General features: G+C 62.7%; 15 protein-coding genes and 1 pseudogene. 4 read left to right on the top strand and 12 right to left on the bottom strand.

The annotated features are described in order from the left end of the window. Positions 1-6: 6 nt before the first annotated feature. The 4 genes from iolD to iolC form a co-directional block, all read right to left on the bottom strand. Positions 7-1938 (bottom strand): 3D-(3,5/4)-trihydroxycyclohexane-1,2-dione acylhydrolase (decyclizing), encoded by a 1932-nt coding sequence (gene iolD, locus HBR93_RS20495; protein WP_169960951.1) that lies wholly within the window; start codon positions 1936-1938, stop codon positions 7-9. A 25-nt stretch (positions 1939-1963) separates the two neighbouring features. Next, complete coding sequence (gene iolB / locus HBR93_RS20490; RefSeq protein ID WP_057959196.1) at positions 1964-2758, bottom strand: 5-deoxy-glucuronate isomerase; 795 nt, start codon at positions 2756-2758, stop codon at positions 1964-1966. After that, positions 2755-3648, bottom strand: coding sequence for a myo-inosose-2 dehydratase (iolE, locus tag HBR93_RS20485; protein ID WP_169960950.1), 894 nt, complete (start codon positions 3646-3648; stop codon positions 2755-2757). Before iolE ends, iolB begins: the two co-directional genes overlap by 4 nt. An 87-nt stretch (positions 3649-3735) precedes the next feature. After that, positions 3736-5673, bottom strand: a complete 1938-nt coding sequence (gene iolC, locus HBR93_RS20480; RefSeq protein WP_115127948.1) for a 5-dehydro-2-deoxygluconokinase — start codon at positions 5671-5673, stop codon at positions 3736-3738. Positions 5674-5914: 241 nt separating this feature from the next. Here iolC and HBR93_RS20475 point away from each other — a divergent pair, with 241 nt between their 5' ends. After that, complete coding sequence (locus HBR93_RS20475) at positions 5915-6835, top strand: MurR/RpiR family transcriptional regulator (protein ID WP_057444762.1); 921 nt, start codon at positions 5915-5917, stop codon at positions 6833-6835. Between the two features lie 141 nt (positions 6836-6976). Here the strand turns inward: HBR93_RS20475 and HBR93_RS20470 are convergent, their stop codons facing one another. After that, positions 6977-7864, bottom strand: coding sequence for a hypothetical protein (locus tag HBR93_RS20470; RefSeq protein WP_057959194.1), 888 nt, complete (start codon positions 7862-7864; stop codon positions 6977-6979). Between the two features lie 397 nt (positions 7865-8261). On the opposite strand from HBR93_RS20470, the gene HBR93_RS20465 reads away from it, so the two are divergent. Both HBR93_RS20465 and HBR93_RS20460 read left to right on the top strand, forming a co-directional pair. Next, positions 8262-8945, top strand: a complete 684-nt coding sequence (locus HBR93_RS20465) for a response regulator transcription factor (RefSeq protein WP_057439073.1) — start codon at positions 8262-8264, stop codon at positions 8943-8945. Next, positions 8923-10308, top strand: a complete 1386-nt coding sequence (locus tag HBR93_RS20460) for a HAMP domain-containing sensor histidine kinase (RefSeq protein WP_169960949.1) — start codon at positions 8923-8925, stop codon at positions 10306-10308. Before HBR93_RS20465 ends, HBR93_RS20460 begins: the two co-directional genes overlap by 23 nt. 28 nt (positions 10309-10336) lie before the next feature. Here the strand turns inward: HBR93_RS20460 and HBR93_RS20455 are convergent, their stop codons facing one another. From HBR93_RS20455 to HBR93_RS20440, 4 genes are all read right to left on the bottom strand, one after another. Beyond that, positions 10337-10753 (bottom strand): SRPBCC family protein, encoded by a 417-nt coding sequence (locus HBR93_RS20455; RefSeq protein WP_057439074.1) that lies wholly within the window; start codon positions 10751-10753, stop codon positions 10337-10339. 71 nt (positions 10754-10824) lie between these two features. Then, positions 10825-10995: a metallothionein gene (locus tag HBR93_RS20450; RefSeq protein WP_081044213.1), complete on the bottom strand. Its 171-nt coding sequence runs from the start codon at positions 10993-10995 to the stop codon at positions 10825-10827. A gap of 90 nt (positions 10996-11085) precedes the next feature. Further along, the gene (locus HBR93_RS20445) at positions 11086-11541 is read right to left on the bottom strand and encodes a DMT family transporter (protein ID WP_169960948.1); all 456 of its coding nucleotides are present in this window, start codon (positions 11539-11541) and stop codon (positions 11086-11088) included. Positions 11542-11545: 4 nt separating this feature from the next. Then, a complete protein-coding gene (locus HBR93_RS20440) occupies positions 11546-12031 on the bottom strand; it encodes a DMT family transporter (RefSeq protein ID WP_057439076.1) in 486 nt (161 codons plus the stop codon). Between the two features lie 114 nt (positions 12032-12145). Here HBR93_RS20440 and HBR93_RS20435 point away from each other — a divergent pair, with 114 nt between their 5' ends. Continuing rightward, positions 12146-13078, top strand: coding sequence for a LysR family transcriptional regulator (locus HBR93_RS20435; protein ID WP_115127945.1), 933 nt, complete (start codon positions 12146-12148; stop codon positions 13076-13078). 1 nt (position 13079) lies between these two features. Here HBR93_RS20435 and HBR93_RS20430 read toward each other — a convergent pair whose 3' ends face one another. From HBR93_RS20430 to HBR93_RS20420, 3 genes and pseudogenes are all read right to left on the bottom strand, one after another. Next, a complete protein-coding gene (locus HBR93_RS20430; protein WP_057444760.1) occupies positions 13080-14399 on the bottom strand; it encodes an Nramp family divalent metal transporter in 1320 nt (439 codons plus the stop codon). Positions 14400-14437: 38 nt separating this feature from the next. After that, entirely contained in the window at positions 14438-15994 is a 1557-nt protein-coding gene (locus HBR93_RS20425; RefSeq protein WP_120734417.1) for a DUF726 domain-containing protein, read from the bottom strand. A 93-nt stretch (positions 15995-16087) separates the two neighbouring features. Further along, positions 16088-16306 (bottom strand): annotated as a pseudogene (locus HBR93_RS20420) (helix-turn-helix domain-containing protein); the annotation flags it as partial. Between the last annotated feature and the right edge of the window lie 20 nt (positions 16307-16326).

The raw sequence follows: 16326 nt of genomic DNA, 5'->3' as shown, positions 1-16326 counted from the left end.
TTATTGTCAGTACTGCCGGGCCTTGGCCAGGCGTTCATTAAGTTGTTTGGCGCAGGCGTTGGTGCGTTCGCTGGTGGAGACCTGCGCCACACCGACCCGCCACCACGACAGGTAGCCGTGAATCATGGTTTTGGGCAGCACCTTGATATCAATCAGCGTCGACACGCTTTGCGCGCGTGCATCGGCCAGCGCGGCGTGCAGTTGTTCCACGGTCGTGACCTTGTAGGTCTTGCAGCCATAGGCCGCCGCGCTCATGGCGAAATCCACCGGCACCAGGCCGCCATCGAGCTTGCCGCTGTCGGGGTTGCGGAAGCGGAACTCGGTGCCGAAGCTGTCCATGCCATTGCCCATCTGCAGGTTGTTGATGCAACCGAAGGCCATGTTGTCCAGCAGCACCACATTGATCTTGCGACGCTCCTGGATCGAGGTCGCCAGCTCCGAATGCAGCATCATGTACGAGCCATCGCCGACCAGGGCATAGACCTCCCGCGCCGGCTCGGCCAGCTTCACACCCAATGCCGCATTGATCTCGTAGCCCATGCACGAATAACCGTACTCGACGTGGTAAGTGTTGACGCCCTTGCTGCGCCAGCTGCGCTGCAAATCCCCCGGCAGGCTGCCGGCGGCAGCGACAATCACCGCATCGTCGGCCAGGGTTGCGTTGAGCACGCCGAGCACCTGGCTCTGGGTCAGGCAGGAGCCGGTCAGCTCGATAAATTCGCGCAGCACCGCCGGGTCCATATGGTCGTTGACCTCTGGGGTGAAGTCGGCGTCGGTGTAGCGCGCCTGATGGACCCGGTCCACCTCGGCATCCCCCTGCGCACGGGCCTGGCGTGGCTGCTCGCCCCATTGCGTAGCGTAATCGCCCAGCGCGTCGGCCAATGCTTGCAGCCCGACCTTGGCATCTGCCAGCACCTGGACCCCGTCGAGTTTCAGTACATCGCCGGGGCTGATATTGAGGTTGAGAAACTGCACCTCGGGATGCTGGAACAGCGACTTGGAGGAGGTGGTGAAGTCGGTATAGCGCGTGCCAATGCCGATGATCAGGTCGGCGTCCCGAGCCAGCAGGTTGGCGGCCAGGCAGCCGGTTTCGCCGATACCGCCGACATTCAGCGGGTGGCTGGAGACGATGGCGCTCTTGCCGGCCTGGGTCTCGGCAAAGGGGATCTGAAAGCGCTCGGCAAAAGCCTGCAGCGCGGCATTCGCGCCGGAGTACTTGACCCCGCCACCGCAGATAATCAGCGGTTTGCCCTTGGACTTGAGCAGCGTGACAGCGTCGCGCAACATCGCTTCGGTGGCCGGGCGGCGCTCCAGACGGTGCACGCGCTTTTGCAGGAAATAATCGGGGTAATCCCAGGCCTCGGCCTGCACGTCCTGGGGCAAGGCCAGGGTCACCGCGCCGGTTTCGGCCGGGTCGGTCAGGACACGCATGGCGTGGATCGCCGCACTCATCAACTGCTCGGGACGGTTGATGCGATCCCAGTACTTGCTCACCGCACGAAACGCGTCGTTGGTGCTGATGCTCAGGTCATGGAATTGTTCGATCTGCTGCAACACCGGGTCCGGCTGGCGGCAGGCATACACATCGCCGGGCAGCAGCAACAAAGGGATGCGGTTGGCCGTGGCGGTGGCGGCGGCGGTCAGCATATTCGCCGCGCCGGGGCCGACCGAAGCGGTGCAGGCGTAGACCTTGCGCCGCAAATGCTGCTTGGCAAAACCAATCGCGGCATGGGCCATGCCCTGCTCGTTGCGGCCCTGGTGCACCACCAGGTCGCCACTGTCTTGCTCCAGGGCCTGGCCCAGGCCCAGCACATTGCCGTGGCCGAAGATGGTGAACACCCCGGCGACAAACTTGCTCTGCACGCCATCGACTTCGATGTACTGGTTATCGAGGAACTTCACCAGGGCCTGGGCCATGGTCAATCGGGTGGTGGTCATGTTGGGTCCCCTCGGCGCCTACGGGTTAAAGATCCAGCAGCCAACTGTGCTGCGGGTCATTGTGAAAGTGCCAGGCGCGCTTGGGGCCGGCCATCACATTCAAGTAATAGGACTCGTAGCCATAGGGCACGCTGACGGGGTGATAGCCCTTGGGCACCACCACCAGGTCGTGGTTTTCCACGGCCATGGCCTGGTCGATGCTGCGGTCGTCGGTGTACACCCGCTGGAACACAAAGCCCTGGGACGGGTTGATCTGGTGGTAATAGGTTTCTTCAAGAAAGCTCTGGTGCGGCAAGTCATCGGTATCGTGCTTGTGCGGCGGGTAGCTGGATGAGTGCCCGGACGGCGTGCGCACCTCCACCACCAGCAGCGAATGGGCCGGCTCGCTGTCGGGCAGGATGTCGCAGACATAACGCGTGTTGGCGCCCTTGCCACGCACGCTGCGCCGACACTGCTCAGGGCGGATCAGCCGGGGCGTGAAACCGCCGGCCGTGGCGCCCGGCGCGGCGCAGACGGCGATCTGCACATCGCTCAGGGCGGTCACCTGGGCAAGGGTGCCCGGTGGCAGGTAGGCGGCGAACGGCGATTTGTCTTCAAATACCGATTGGCGATCACCCAGGTTCTGCCAACTGAACCCTTCGCCCTCGATCGTGACCCGGCCACTGAGCAGCACCAGGCACAGCTCGTTGTCGTCGGCGCTGACCGGCAGTGTTTGCCCCAGGCTCAGGCGGTAAGCGGCAAACCCTACATATTCCAGGCGCCCCTCTGGCAGCGCGACCATGGTTGGCCCGCGCGGGGTGCTTTTGACCAGCAGGCTCATTGTACAGCCCTCGCATCCAGCAGCGCGCGCAAGGTATCGAAGCCTTTTTTCGCATAGATATAGCTGGGTGCCACGGCCGGATCCTGCTCGGCTTCCACCACCAGCCAGCCACGGTAGCCGGCGCCCAGCAGCACATCCAGCAACTCGGCGAAGTCGATATCGCCATCGCCCGGCACGGTGAAGGTGCCATTGACGATGCAGTCGGGGAAGCTCCACAGCTGGTTGCGCGCCAGTTGCACCACCGCTTTGCGCACATCCTTGAAGTGCACATGGCACACGCGCCCCAGATGCTTGCGTAGCACCTCGACCGGCTCGCCACCGCCCATATAGCAGTGTCCCGAATCGAACAGCAGGCCGACCTCCGGGCCGGTGAGGCGCATCAGGGTGTCAATGTCCTCCGGGGACTCGACGTACGCGCCCATATGATGGTGGTAGGCCAGGCGCACGCCCTGGGACAGGGTAAAACGCGCCAATTCGGTGAGTTTGTCGGCATAGGCTTGCCATGCCTGCTCGCTGTGAAAGCGCGGGCGTTCGATCAGGCGGATCGGCGAGCCCTGGATCGAGTCGGCCACTTCGCCGTAGACCAGCACCGTGGCGCCGTTCTCGCGCAGCAGTTGCACATGGCTGGCGATGGCGTCGATTTCCTCGGCCACCGAGCGCCGGGCCAGGCGGCTGGAATACCAGCCGGAGACCAGTGCCAGGTCGTAGGGGCGTAACACATCGCCCACGCCCTTGGCGTCCTTGGGGAACTTGCCGTTGAGTTCAAAACCTTCGTAGCCGATGGCCTTGCCTTCGCTTAGCGCAGTGCTCAAGGGCGTTTCGCCGCCCAGGGCCGGCAGGTCGTCGTTACTCCAGGAGATGGGGTTGATGCCAATACGGATTGCGGGCATGGCTGCACCTTTTATTGTTTTAACCTTAAGGCTGCTGATATCTGCTTCTGTGGGCGCTGGCTTGCCAGCTCCCACCTTTGAGCGTGTTTAAATTCTGGAGCTGCGCCAAGCCTGGATCAGTTGTTCGAAGGTTTGCTGCACCTGCTGGATCAGGGTTTCATCATCAATCTCCCCCGCCATCCACGCCCTGCTCGGCTCCTGGAAAATCGTCCGGCCCACGGCAAACCCACGGCAGGTCCGGCTCTGGCTGGCCTGCTGGAACCCCTCGGCCAACGCTTGCGCCGAGGCATTCAGGCCCAGCAATACCACGCCCCGGCAATAAGGGTCGCGCTCCTCGATCAGCTCATCAAGCTGCTGCCACTGCTCGGCACTCTGCGCCTCGATCTTCCACCAGGCCGGGTAGATGCCCAGGTTGTACAGGCGCTTGAGGCTGCGATAGAGCACATCCGGGTAGGTCGAGGGATGATCCTTGGGCGGCACCACTTCCAGCAGCAGTTCATGGCCACTGGTTTGCGCGGCCTGATACAGGGCCTTGAGCTGCGCCTCCTGCTCCAGGCGAAGCAGCGGCTCGTCGTCGGGGTGAAACTGCACCAGGCACTTGATGATCTGCTCCTGGGGCCAGGTAATCAGGTTGCTGCCGATCGAGCGGCCATGTTCGAACGCCAGCGGCCGCGAACCCTGTACCTCTACCGGGCGCGCCACCCACCAACCACGGCCGGTGGCGGCGTTCAGCGCATCCTGGCCGAAACGCTGGTCGGCCAAAATGCCCACATCGGCCTCCACCCCCTGCTCGCCCAGCTTGCTCTCCACACGCTCCACTGCCTGGATAAACAGCTGCTTGATCGCGCTGACCCGCGCCGGGTCCTGGCCGCCTTTTTGCGCCAGTTCCAGCAATTGCCAGCGATGGTCAAAAGCGAACACAAACAGCTGCTTCCAGGTTTTGCGCGGCACACTGACCTGATGCAAACGCTGCAGCACCAAATCCTGATCCGGCCGGGTGATAGGCACCGGGCTGTTGAACAGATACTCAAGCTCCGCCGGGGTCGGCATTGCCGGGGCGCAGGCATGGCGCGACACCACCAACCCGCCGCAGGCATTGGCCAGTTGGCAGCAACGCGCGTCACCGGCGTCGTTCAACCAGCCACTGAGGAAGCCCGATATAAACGCATCGCCGGCGCCCAGCACATTCAGCACTTCGACGCGCACGCCGGGATAGATCGCACCGTCTTCGAGGCGCGCCGGTATATCCCCATGAATCACCGTGCACCCTTGCGGGCCGAGCTTGACCACCAGGGTCGCCGCCGTCAGTTGGCGCACGTTACGCAAAGCGCTGAGCAGGTCGTGGCTGGCACCGGCAATCAAAAATTCCTCTTCGGTGCCGACAATCAGGTCAAAGCGCGGCAGGATGCCTTGCAGGTGCTGGCTGACGTTCTGGTCGGCGACAAAACGAGTCTCGCCGTCAGCCTTGCCTGCCAGGCCCCAGAGCACTGGGCGGTAGTCGATATCCAGCACACGCTTGACGCCGTGCTGCTCGGCGTAATCCAGGGCCTGGAGGCTGGCCTGGTACACGCCGTCGGTGGAGAAATGGGTGCCGGTGATCAGCAGCGCCTTGCTGCTGGCGATAAAGGCTTCGCGAATGTCCTCGGCACGCAGGGCCATGTCGGCACAGTTTTCGCGGTAGAACACCAGGGGGAAGGTTTCGCGGTCCTTGAGGCCCAGCAGGACCATGGCGGTCAGGCGCTGCGGGTCGAGCGTGATACCGCTGACATCACAGCCCTCGCGCGCCAGGGACTCTACGAGGAAGCGCCCCATATGATCGTCGCCGACCCGGCTCAGCATCGCCGACTTAAGCCCCAGGCGCGCCGTACCGAAGGCAATATTGGCGGACGATCCACCCAGGTACTTGGCGAAACTGGTGACATCTTCCAGCCGCGCCCCGACTTGCTGCGCGTAAAGATCGACGCCCATGCGTCCAAGACAAATCAGATCCAATTGACGACCACTGGCAAAACGAGTCTGGCCCATGCTGGCTCCTGTTATTTTTATCAGCCCGCGCCTGCCATCGTGACGGCGACGCTCTTGGTGGATGCAGACTAGGACGTCCGGCGCCATCAATCAATATTTATTCTATAAATTTTTTATGTGGAATATATTTTCCATTAAGATATTTTTTGCCGCCTTCCCTGTAGACTTGTGCCCATTGACCTATTGTCAGGGGCGACGTGCCAGCCGCATGCTCCGTAAGAACAAGCCAGAAGGATTGCCTATGTCCCGCACCGATCAGCAGGCTCCCGCCGAGACCGAGGTCACCGAGGTTCTCGCCAGTCCTCCGATCAATGCCGAGCGTCTGTTGCAGTTGATCACCGATGAATACGAAAGCCTGCCCCGCCAGCTCAAGCGCATCGCCAGCTATATGAGCCAGCAGAGCGATCGGATCATGGTCGACCGCATCAGCGATATCGCCCGGGAATGCGAAGTTCACCCTTCGGCCATCGTGCGGTTTTCCCAGCGCTTTGGTTTCAGCGGCTTCAGCGAAATGCAGGCGCTGTTTCGCGAGGCGTATACCCACAAGACCACGCCGGTGCAGAACTACCAGCAGCGCATCCGCAGCATGATCGCCAACAAGTCGCAGAAAGCCAGCGGCGGCGACCTGGCCCGTGAATGCGTGAATGCCACGCTGTCGGGCATCGAGCGCCTGGGCCTGGAGCTGGACGACGCGGCCTTCGAGAAAGCCGTGGACCTGGTGGTCAACGCCGACAATATCTATGTGGTCGGCGTACGCCGCTCCTTTGCGGTGGCCGACTACCTGGTCTACAACCTGCAGCACACCAACAAGCGTATCCACCTGGTCTCGGGCCTGGGCGGCAGCTACCGCGAACAGATGCGCAGCGTGCGCGCCAATGACTTGGTGATCGCGATCAGCTTCACGCCCTACGGCAAGGAAACCCAGCACTGCCTGCGTATCGCCCAGCACCACCAGGCCAAGACGCTGATCATCACCGACAGCAACCTGTCACCGCTGGCCAAGCGCGCCAACACGGTGCTGCTGGTCAATGAAGGGTCGTCGTTCGCGTTCCGCTCGCTGAGTGCCACGCTGTGCCTGTGCCAGGCGCTGTTTATTGCGGTGGCGTACCGGCTGGAACTGAAGGTTGATGAGATTCACGAACAGGTAGGGTTTGACGACTAAAAAAGGCCGCCCTGCCATGCAGGAGCGGCCTTGATCAAGCGGGTACGCGGGTTAGTGCATGAAGATCGCGATCAGGATAATGACCGGGATCGGCACACCGAGGAACCACAGCAGTAATGAGCGCATGACGTTCTCCTTGAGTTAACGAATGGTTTCCAGATACACCACGGCGTCGCGGCGGCGACCGCCGAAGGTGGCGGCGAAACTGGCGAAGAAAGCACCGAGCAACAGTGCGACGAAGGTCCACAGCGAGGTCACGGCGGCGATTTTGCTGGCGGTGTCGGCGGCCTGCCTGGCTTTCAACTTGGCCTCTTCCAGGGCTTTGCGGGCGTCACCGTAGACCTGGTCGACGCGCCGTTCGGCATCGGCCTGGCTGAGGTTGGTGCGCTGGCTGATCAACTGCGCCAGGTAGGCACGGTCCTGCGGGGCCAACTGGCCGTCATTGCCCAGGGTGCGGGCGAAGATCCGCGCCACCACCCCATGCACTGCGTCATCACTGGCGGCTGCCGGGCGATCATCGCGGAACAGGCTGTCAACGTAATAGCCGAAATCGTCGCCATTGGCCGCATTGCCGGCGGCCTGGGTCAAGCCGCTGGCTGCGCCCGAGGCCACACTCGCACCGGCCTGCACCCCACCACCGACGATGCTGCTGACCGAGCCGACCACCAGGGTCGCGGTCACCAGCGTGGCCACGGCCCAGGCGAGAAAACCATGGGCGGTGTCGCGAAAGTACACCTCATCGCCATGCATATTGGCCCACTTGACCCGCAGCCGACCGGCGAGATAACCGCCCAGTCCCGCCGCGACAATCTGGGTGAAGGCCAGCCAGACAATCGTGGAAATGCCCAGGCCCTTGGCGCTGATGCCACTGTCGGCCCACGGCGACACCGCCGAAAAGCCCAGGCCGAAGCCCAGCAGCACCAGGACCAGGGACAACGCAGCGGCGGCCGCAGCCCCGGCAAAGATCGCCCCCCAGGAAACCCCGGAGAGCGTGCTCGACTCTTGCAAAGTGGATGAGGATGTCATCATTGTTGTTGTGCTCCAGGCATTGAAAAATGGTGTTACATCTGTCGAAACGGACGGTGCAGACGCCGTGCCAGTCGCCTTAAAAATAAAAACCCATTAATTTCAATCAGATAAGCAAGTTGAACTTCCAAGAATCATGCAACTTGCAAGAACCAGGCATAGAGGGCGGGCGTTATGCACTCCCAGGACCGGCACCGCCAACCCCTGTGGGAGCGGGCTTGCCCGCGATGGCGGCGTGTCAGTCACCGAATGCTTGGGCTGATCTACCGCTATCGCGAGCACGCCGGCTCCCACATTTGACCGAGGCGACCTTGAGAATGGCCTACATGAATTTTCTTTTAGAAACCTCGCTGGCATTTCTTGGCAAAATGCCCCACTCCCGTGTGACCAGGTAACCTGTATGACCCGCATTTTGACCATCGAAGACGACGCCGTGACGGCCCGCGAGATCGTCGCTGAGTTAAGCAGTCATGGACTGGACGTGGACTGGGTCGACAACGGCCGCGAAGGTCTGACGCGGGCAGTCAGTGGCGATTACGACCTGATCACCCTCGATCGCATGCTCCCGGAGCTCGATGGCCTGGCCATTGTCACCACCTTGCGCACCCTCGGCGTGTCGACGCCGATCCTGATGATCAGCGCCCTCTCCGACGTGGATGAACGGGTACGCGGCCTGCGCGCCGGTGGCGATGACTACCTGACCAAACCCTTTGCCTCCGACGAGATGGCCGCGCGGGTCGAGGTGCTGCTGCGCCGCAACAACGCGGTCAAGGCCGCGCAAACCGCACTGCGCGTGGCTGACCTGGAGCTGAACCTGATCAGCCGCGAGGCCAGCCGTGCCGACCAGCCGCTGAGCCTGCTGCCGACCGAGTACAAGTTGCTGGAATTCCTGATGCGCAACACCGGGCAGATCCTCTCGCGGATGATGATCTTCGAGGAAGTCTGGGGTTATCACTTCGACCCGGGGACCAACCTGATCGACGTGCACATTGGCCGCCTGCGCAAGAAAATCGACCCGCCGGGCCTGACGCCGCTGATCCGCACGGTACGAGGTTCGGGCTATGTCATTGCTGAACCCGTCTAACGGCTGGCGCTCGTCCAGCAGCCGTCTGCTGGCACTGTACAGCTCGCTGTTCGTGGCCTGGAGCTGCATCCTCATGGGAGTGCTGTATTACGAGGTCTCGGGTTATCTGGGCGACCTGTCGCGCCACTCGCTGATGCAGCGTCAGCATCTGTTCCAGCGTTTCAACGGCGCGCAACTGGATGAAGCCCTGGCCACCAGCATGACCTTCGATATGAAGGGCATGGATGCCTATGGCCTGTTCGATGGGCAACAACGCCCCCTCAGCGGCCCGCTCCAGCAGATCCCCGCAGGCTTGCCCCTGGACGGGCGCATCCATGCCTTGGCCAACTGCATCGAATCGGATGACCCGAAACTGCCCCGGGGCAGCTGCGACGCCGTGGCAACCCACACCCAGGATGGCCGCTGGCTGGTGCTGGTGCGCGACAACGGCTCGTTGCTGGGCGTGACGCGGATCATCCTGCAGGCCCTGCTCTGGGCGATCTCCCTGACCATCATCCCCGGCGTCGCCGGCTGGCATCTGCTGCGCCGGCGCCCTTTGCGGCGGATTCGCGGGATCCAGGCCAGCGCCGAAGCCATCGTCGCCGGCGACCTGACCCACCGCCTGCCGCTGTCCAACCGCCGCGATGAACTGGACATGCTCGCGGCCATCGTCAATGCCATGCTTGAGCGCATTGAAAAGCTGATGAACGAGGTCAAGGGCGTGTGCGACAACATTGCCCACGACCTGCGCACCCCACTGACCCGCTTGCGTGCGCAGCTGTACCGAATCAAGCAGCAGACCGATGAAGGTTCGCCGCAGGCCCTGCAGCTTGATGAAGTCATCAGCGAGACCGACACCCTGATGGCGCGCTTTCGCGGCCTGTTGCGCATCTCCGAGCTGGAAGACCGTCAACGACGCTCCGGCTTCCTGGTCTTCGATCCCCTGCCCTTGCTCCAGGAACTGCATGACTTCTACCTGCCACTGGCGGAAGAAGGCCAGTTGGAGCTGCTGCTGCAAATCCCCGATTCATTGCCGCCGATCACCGGTGACCGCGCACTGTTGTTCGAGGCCCTGGCCAACCTGCTGAGCAATTCGATCAAGTTCACCCCGTCGGGCGGCGAAGTGATTCTGCGCGGGCTCGACCAGGCGGGCAGTGCGCGCATCGAGGTACTGGACTCCGGCCCGGGAATCCCGGAAACGGAACGCGCGGCGGTGTTCCAGCGGTTTTACCGGGTCGACGGTGGTCAGCAGGGCAGCTTTGGCCTGGGCCTGTCGATTGTGGCGGCGATCGTCAACCTGCATGGCTTCGGCCTGGAAGTCGGCAGTAGCGAGCGTGGGGGCGCGCGGTTGACCCTGGAGTGCCGCGCACAACAGCCGCTGTAGGAGCCGGCTTGCCGGCGATAGTGGCGGATCAGGCCGGGAAGTTTTTGCGCAGGGCCTCGACGCCGCCGGTGTAGACGCCGCTGAACAGCTCTTCCACCTCGGCATCCGTCACACCGGCAATCGGAGTGAACACACCCGACCAGGTGACTTTGGCCGAATGCTCACCCAGCGCTTCAACCTGCAATGTCGCCAAATAGGCACTGACCGGAAACGGCGATTCGCTGATGGTGTAGCTGTAGGTGCGCGCAACGTTGTCAAAGGTCTGCAAGTGCTCGACCACCACGGCGCCATCCGCCGTTTGCAGGTGACGCACGCGCCCGCCTTCACCCGGCTCGCTCTTGGCAATCAATGGCAGCCAGTCAGGCAACGAGTTGAACCCGCCGACCAGTTGCCAGACTTGATCGGCCGAGACCGGGATTTCAATGACAGCAGCTGCTTTGGCCACGATAAAACTCCACGACAGGGGAAAAAGTCAGGCAGCTTACGCTGCCTGGTGGTGTTGGCGCTATTGGCCGATCAGCCATGGGCCGACTTGGCACACTCGCAGCCAGTCGCCGATTCGCACGGCTCACCATGGGCATGGTGCTCGGCACAACCCTGGCAGCAATAGCCCTTGCCGTCTTTGATCACAGCGTTCGGCCCCAGTACACATTTGCAATGCGGGCAAGCACAGGTTGGATCTGGCATGTTAAGACTCCTTTTTCATGGTCGTCCTGGTGCAGCGAATGCTGGCACCTTAAGCAGTGACTCCCGCCCGCCACCCAAGGTTCAGCGCCGTTAATCAGCCTGGCGTGCACTGCTGCGGTACATGAACACCAGTGCCAACGCCAGGCACAGCATCGCCAGCACCCGGCTGCCGGACAGTTCGATGGCGGTGTTGCCCAGCCAGCCGAAGTTGTCGATCAGCATGCCCATGGCCAATTGACCGACGATCACCGCGACCGTCGCCACCGCCGTGCCCACGATCGGCACCGCACCGACCATCACCATCATGTACACCACACCGAACAACGCCCCGGTCAGTTGCCACTTGGGCACCTCCAACAGGCTGACGGCCTCGGCCGGTTCGAAGAACAGGATCAGCAGGCCAGTCACCAGCGTGCCCACCGAGAACGTCACCAGGCTGCTGCGCAGCACACCGACGGTTTGCCCCAGGCGCCCATTGATCGCCGCTTGCACACTCAACACCGCGCCGGCGGCAACCACCAGCACCAACAATAGAAGCAGATTCATTGCCTTAACCCCGCGCAATCAAAACAAGAGCCACCACAATCAACAGCAGCGCAATCCAGCGTTCACCGTTGACCCGCTTGCGGGCAGTGCCGAACCAGCCAAAGTGGTCGATCAGCACACTCTTGCCGACCTGCCCGGAGAGGATCGCGATCATGGTCATGGCAATGCCGATATGGGGCGTGGCCAGGGTCAGCACCACCACATACATCGGCCCCAGGAACCCACCGATCAGTTGCCAGCGCGGCAGTTCGTTGAGGGCCGGACCTTGTTGTGGGCCGCTGAACAGCAGCAGCAACAGGAGGATCGCCGTGCCCACCGCGAAGATGCTCAAGGTCGCCCATAAGTGCCCCACCTGGGCACCCAACGGCCCCAGCAACCCGGCCTCCACCGACAGGCCCATGCCTGCCAGGATCACCAGCGGCAACAGCAGCAGCCCCAGGCGGTTTTTCGGTCGGGCCTGGGCCGCGGCCTCAAGAGAAGAACTTTGCATACAGCACCTACAGGTCAGAAGAACAATGACGCGCATTATCCGGTGGCACACCTGTGCGATAAATGGGAGCATGCCGACAACACCTTTGCGCAATACGCACAGCATGGAGTGACGATGCAGGGCTTCAACGAGCTGAGTTTCAAGGCGCTACGCCTGTTTGTCGCGGTGCTGGACCACGGCAGCTTCTCTGAAGTCGCACGCCGCGAAGGCCTGGCGCCCTCTTCCATCTCCCGGCAGATCCAGTTGATGGAACAGGCCCTGAGCCAGCAATTGCTGTATCGGCATACCCGTGCGGTCAGCCCCACGGAAGCCGGGCGCTTACTCGGGCATCATGCGCGCTTGATGCTGCAACAGCTGGAAGAAGCCGGGCAGGCCCTGCAGGAACAGGAAAGCGAGCCCAGCGGCCTGGTGCGCATCAATGCGCCCATGGTGTTCGGCCAGCGCCACCTGTCACCCTGGCTGGCCGAGTTGTGCCAGCGATACCCCAAGCTGCAACTGGATATCCAGCAGACCGACACCTACGTCGATCCCTTGCAGGAAGGCGCCGACTTGTTGTTCCGTATCGGTGTGCTCAACGATTCCGGAATGCAGGCGCGTATTTTCGCGCCCCAGCGCTACCGGATCGCTGCCAGCCCCGACTACCTGGCGCGCTTTGGCACTCCACGCCATCCCGATGAACTGCTCAATCACCAGTGCCTGGCGTACAAGGGCGTGAACGGCCAGCAGCGTTGGTTCTTCCGCCGCGCCCAGGACGACTGGACGCCCTATACAGTCAAGGGCCCGATCACCGGCAACCACGCCGACACCCTGGCGCGCGCCGCCGAACAGGGCCTGGGGTTCGTGGTGTTCCCTTCGTGGCTGATCGGCGACAGCCTGCGCGCCGGACGCCTGCAGGCGGTGCTGACCGAATATGAAGTGGCCACCACCCTGGAGCCGCAGCAGATTGCCGCGCTGTGGCCCGGCAGCCGGCGGTTGTCGGTGAAGGTGCGCACGGTCATCGACTTCTTTGTCGAACGCTTCGGCAGCGTGCCCTACTGGGACCGCTGACTCAGAACAGCCACTGGCCGATCAGCCAGGCGTTGGCGCCGCTGATCACACTAAACAGGCTCCAGGCCAGGATCCTGGTGGGCAGGCGATTGACGAACGGCCCCATCAGTTGCCGGTCGCCGGTCATGCGGATCAACGGGTACAGGGCAAAGGGCAACTGCAGGCTGAGCACCACCTGGCTGAGGATCAGCAACTTGCCAATGGCATCATCGCCCATCAACCACACCCCGAGAAACGCCGGGATCAGCGCCAGGCCACGGGTGATCAGGCGGCGTTGCCAGCAAGGAATGCGCAGGTTGAGGTAACCCTCCATGATCACCTGGCCGGCGATGGTGCCGGTGAAGGTCGAGCTTTGCCCGGACGCCAGCAAGGCAATGCCGAACAGGATACTGGCAAAGGCGCCGCCCACCAGCGGGTCCAGCAGGTGGTAGGCGTCCTGGATTTCCACGACCTCGGTATGACCGCTCTGGTGGAATGCCGCGGCGGCCAGCACCAGGATCGCCGAGTTGACAAGCAAGGCCAGGGCCAGGGAACCGATGGTGTCGATACGCGCCAGCTTGACCGCGTCCTGGCGGCTGGCCAGGTCTTTGCCGAACAGGCGGGTTTGCACGATGGACGTGTGCAGATACAGGTTATGTGGCATCACGGTGGCCCCGAGGATACCAATGGCCAGGTACAACGGCGCCGCATCGCTGATCGCCGAGAGCGACGGCGTGAAGCCACGCATGACATCCGGCCAATAGGGCTTGATCAACACCAGTTCGACAAAGAAACACACACCGATGGTCGCCACCAGCGCCAGCATGATCGCTTCCAGGCGCCGGAAGCCGCGGTTTTGCAGGGCCAGGATCAGCAGCGTGTCAAACGCGGTAATGACAATACCGGTGGTCAGCGATACCCCCAGCAACAGGTGGAACGCCAGGGCGCAGCCGAGGACTTCGGCCAGGTCGGTGGCGATAATCGAGATTTCCGCCAGCACCCATTGCGTGCGCGCTGAACGCCGGCTGTAGCGCTCGCGGCACAGCTGCGCCAGGTCCTTGCCGGTGGCGATGCCCAGCCGCGAACACAGGCACTGCACCGCCATCCCGGCCAGGCTGGCGAGCAACACCACAAACAGCAGGTTATAGCCATAGCGCGACCCGGCCTCGATGGCCGTGGCCCAGTTGCCGGGGTCCATGTAGCCGATGGAAATCAGCAGGCCGGGACCGGCAAACTGCAGCACCCGTTTGAAAAACGGCGCACGGGGATCGACGGGGATGGTGCCCGCCACTTCCGGAGGGCAAAACGGGGCGGTCGCAATTTTCGGCAGGCTGAATTTCACGCGGGGTACCCGGCAGACACACAAGACAAGGACGCAGCTTAGCAGTCAGGCGAGACCGTGCGCATCAGCGTTTCCCGGGGCAGATCAAGCGCCTCGACCACCTGCACCACCAGGTCCATTTCCTGATTCAACGCCTCGCGCTCCATGCGCTGGCGAATCACCCCCAGCACCAGCACCGCCAGGGTCGTGATGGAATACGCCGGCCCGGAAAACGCCCGTACCCCGCTCACCAGCAGCATGGCCGCCGCCAGCGCCTGCCCCACCACCGGAATCGCCGTGGCCGCACCGCGCCGCAGGATAAACCCGGTCAACCCGGCGAGCGCCGTTCCGCTCAAGGCGGTGGTGGCCGAGCGGCCGACATCGAAACGGTGGAAAAACCCCTGTTCCTTTTGCGCGGCGGCCCGGAGTTCGGCCTCGAACACCTGGCGGTCGGCCAGGCTGAGCTTGTCCTTGTACTGTTCGATCAGGGTCTCGGCGACCCGCTCTTCCAGGCTCACCAGGGCCACGCTGTCGATGGGCTGGTCAAACTTGATACCGACGCGCAGGGCCACGTCCTGGGCCAATTGGCGGTAACTCACGCCGTGCCCACGGGCCAGGTTCATAAAGCTGTCACCGCCCATGCGCTGCAACTCGATGGCCAACTGCAGTGGGTCGCGCACATCCGCAGCGATGGTCGCACTGCGCTTGGCGGCCATCAGCTCGGCGAGGAACTGCAACTCTGGCGCCCGTGCCTGGAGCAGCACCGGATACAGGTCCACATCCTCTTCGGCAAAGCGCACCTCGGCACTGCGCTGGTCCGCACGGATCATGCCCCGGCGCTCTTGCAGCAAGTCGGTGTACTGCACCACGGTCTGCAACTGCGGCCAGTAGGCAGCGTGGTCGAACGTGACCAGATGCACATTGGTCACTTTGCCCTTGAGGGATGGCGTCAGGGGGATGGCATAGCGGCCAATACAGCGCTCGGTATCCGGCTTGAGCGCCAGGGCCCAGTCCTTGCTGGAGTGACAATTGATCACGCGCCCCTTGAGCGGTGCCGACACCTGCTCCCAGGGGCTGGACGTGCAAATCGCCCCGCCCATCAACAACAGGTGATTGAGGGGCAGTTCCCGGGCCAGCTCCGGGCTGGCCAACAGGCTCTTGACCAGCAGGCGTGCGCCCAGGGAGTGGCCGATCAAGTTGATCTGACGGACCTCGATCGACTCGGCGTGCAGGTAGTTGGCCAGCTCCGCCAACAGCGTCCTGGCCACCTCGTCCACCCGCGCCTCGACACTTTTGTAGTGATCGAGAAAATAACCCACCGCCTTGCCCAGACCCACGGTCGCCGCGCCCAGGCTGCCGCCGCCGAGCATCGAGGCAATGATGTCCTTGAAGGGGGCGAAGAGGTTTTCCAGGAAATGCCCGGCCGGCCAGAACAGCATCAGATTGGTCGAACCCTCGATCCCCGCCAGCTGCGCCTGGAAACTGGCCAGTTGTTGCTGGTTGAAAAACGCAGAATAACCATGGACATAGAGATTGAGCACCTGCCCCTGGGGCTCGCCGCACAGCACGAACGAGGGCTTGCGGGTGCGGTGCATTTCATCCCACTGGTGTTGCATGAGGCGTTGGCTCCTGGTGAAAACGCAGGGCGATAGTAACAAGAATTGGCGCAGGACCTGGCCCTGTAAAGGACTGCATCCAGCACAATAGGTGGCGAAGTTGTCGATCTTGACCTGCCCGTCCGGGAACGTCGCCCGGATGTAGTTGCGCAAGGTGCTGATGTACCTATCGGTACGACGCTCCATCTTGGAAACCGCCGCCTGGTTGATATCTAATGCCTTGGCCAGGCTTTCCTGGCTCAACAGGCGCTGGCGCAATGCGTCGTGCCTTGGCAAAAATTCAGATTCAACAGCGTAAAAGCGCGCTCTAATAGCGCCCTGTCGATTCGCCT

It is taken from the genome of Pseudomonas sp. WS 5411 (assembly GCF_012985595.1).
Classification (GTDB): Bacteria; Pseudomonadota; Gammaproteobacteria; order Pseudomonadales; family Pseudomonadaceae; genus Aquipseudomonas; species Aquipseudomonas shahriarae.
The sequence above is the reverse complement of the archived record's forward strand: the minus strand, read 5'-3'. Positions and strand labels throughout refer to the sequence as shown.